General features: G+C 47.7%; 1 protein-coding gene. It reads left to right on the top strand.

Features of this window, described 5'->3' with window-relative positions; all coding sequences use genetic code 11:
• Positions 1-206: 206 nt before the first annotated feature.
• On the top strand, positions 207-2,767 hold a 2,561-nt coding region (locus tag BMZ78_RS18240), incomplete at its 3' end, for a beta-ketoacyl synthase N-terminal-like domain-containing protein (protein ID WP_245739945.1).

The following is a 2,767-nucleotide window of genomic DNA, read 5'->3' on the forward strand; positions in this document are numbered from 1 at the left end:
GTTCCGCTCCATCTTCTTCCCTGTACCGGAAGCACGCGAATGGGGCAAGCAAATCATTGTTGCCCAAAGTGATGGCGTTGTACGGCAAAAACAACGCTCCCATCCAGTTTGAACCGGAGAAGCAGTCCGTTAGCGAGAGTGTGTCCCTGCCTGCTCAACCTGTCTCCCAGCAGAAAACAAACAAAAGGCAAAGAGGAGGTACCAGTGTGACAGATCAAATGATTGAGGATCACGTAAGGACCATGATCCGGGAAAGCATTGCTGAGGCACTTAAAATGGACGAAGAGCTCATACAGGATGATCAAAGCTTTTCAGAATATGGTGTAGATTCCATTATTGCTGTCAGTTTAATTAAAATCATCAACACAAAATGCAATATAACACTCCAAACGACTGTATTGTTTGACTACAACAATGTAGATAAATTAGTCCGGTATATTATTCAGGAGCATAAATCGGCCATTATTCCTTTGTTGCAAGAAAATATGTCTGCTGAAGAGATGAAAATCGAGGTACAACAAGAAACAAAGCTTTCAGAGCAGAATAAACCAAAGCTTACTTTTAACAGATTCAAGCGAAAACCGTTACGAATGCCTTCCACAGTAGAGAATGTAGAACCAAATGGTTCCTTCTACCGAAGAGTTTTGATTGAAAGACCTGGAGGAATCGATGATCTGCGCGTGGTGGAATCACCAGTCCCGAAACTGAAAGAGGATGAGGTGCGAATTGCTGTACGCGCATTCTCCTTGAATTTTGGAGACTTGCTGTGTGTCAAGGGACTATATCCCACGATGCCGCCTTATCCGTTTACTCCAGGTTTCGAATCCAGTGGGGTTGTGGTGGAAATAGGAAGCAGCGTGACATCGGTTCGTGTAGGGGATGAGGTGATCATTGGTGCCGGAGAAGCTTTTGGAGGGCAGGCGACCATGATTACCTGCAAGGCCAAGCAGGTTATTCCCAAACCAAAATCCTTAACCTTTGAAGAAGCTTGCGCCTTGCCTACTGTTGCAATTACCATGATCGCCGCTTTCCGCCGGGCGCAGCTTAAAAAGGGAGAAAAAATTCTTATTCAGACGGCAACGGGAGGAACGGGTCTCATTGCCGTTCAACTGGCGAAATATTACGGAGCGGAAATCTATGCGACAGCAGGGTCTCAACATAAATTGGAATATTTGAAAAAATTGGGCGTTCCCCATCTGATCAATTACTTGGAAACGGATTTTGAACAAGAGATCATGCGGCTGACGCAGGGAAAAGGTGTTGATGTTGTTATCAATACGTTATCAGGGGATGCCATTCAAAAAGGATTGAACTGTTTGGCTCCAGGAGGGCGGTATATTGAAATTGCCATGACTGCCCTGAAATCAGCCAAGACAATTGATTTGTCCGTATTAAGCAATAACCAGACGTTTCATAGTGTTGATTTGAGAAAACAAGGCTTGGAAAATCCGGAAATACTGAGGGATTACGGGAACGAAATGTTCCAGTTGGTAGAAAAGAAGGTAATCCAGCCAACCATTTGCAAGGTTTTTCCGTTTGATCAGATTAAAGAAGCGTACCGTTACTTGGAAAATAGAAAAAATATTGGGAAGATTGTTGTCAGCATTCCGGATCAGTATCGATATGAAAAGACCACCGTTGAAGAAAACAATTCCATTGAAAAGAGGGAGCTTCATTCACTTCCTTCCATGCAACAAGATTCCATTGCGATTATCGGGATGAGTGGTCGTTTTGGAAAAGCGAATTCCGTTCATGAATTGTGGAAATACCTGGCTAATGGCACGGAGCTTGTGGAAGAGGTTACCAGATGGGACCTATCCGACAAAGACATGTATTGTAAGCATGGAAGCCTGCTGGAAGATATTGATCAATTTGACCCTCTCTTTTTCAATATCTCCGGCCTGGAAGCCACGTATATGGACCCACAGCAGCGCATCTTTCTGGAGGAAGCCTGGAAGGCGCTGGAGGATGCGGGATATGCCGGATCAGGAATGGATGGGCGCCTGTGTGGCGTTTATGTAGGATGCAGCGGTGGGGATTATCAGCATTTGTTCAGGGATCAGGCTCCTCCACAAGCGTTTTGGGGCAATGCCGGCTCCGTGATTCCCGCCCGAATCGCCTATTATCTGAATCTGCAAGGACCTGCGGTAGCGGTGGATACAGCCTGCTCCAGTTCCTTGGTGGCCATTCATCTTGCCTGCCAGAGCTTGTGGTCGAATGAAACGGAAATGGCATTGGCTGGCGGGGTATTCATTCAATCGACTCCAGCGTTTTTTGCCGCATCCAATCGTGCGGGAATGCTCTCTCCAACCGGACATTGCTATACCTTTGATGATCGGGCAGACGGTTTTGTTCCCGGTGAAGGTGTGGGAGTCGTGGTACTCAAGCGCCTCCGGGATGCGATTGCCGACGGGGACCACATCTATGGCGTCATTCGGGGATCAGGCATCAATCAGGACGGTACAACCAATGGGATTACAGCGCCCAGCGCCATTTCCCAGGAACGTCTGGAGCGCCATGTATACGACACTTTCGGCATCCATCCAGAGCAGATCCAGATGGTGGAAGCCCACGGAACGGGGACAAAGCTGGGGGACCCGATAGAATATGGAGCATTGACCCGGGCCTTCCGCCACTATACGGACAAAAAAGGATACTGCGCGATCGGATCGATCAAGACCAATATCGGACATGCGGCGGCAGCAGCAGGAGTTGCGGGATTGATCAAGATTCTGCTGGCCATGAAGCACAGGCAGATTCCGCCTAC

Origin of the sequence: Thermoflavimicrobium dichotomicum (assembly GCF_900114055.1) — a bacterium.
GTDB classification, from domain to species: domain Bacteria; phylum Bacillota; class Bacilli; order Thermoactinomycetales; family Thermoactinomycetaceae; genus Thermoflavimicrobium; species Thermoflavimicrobium dichotomicum.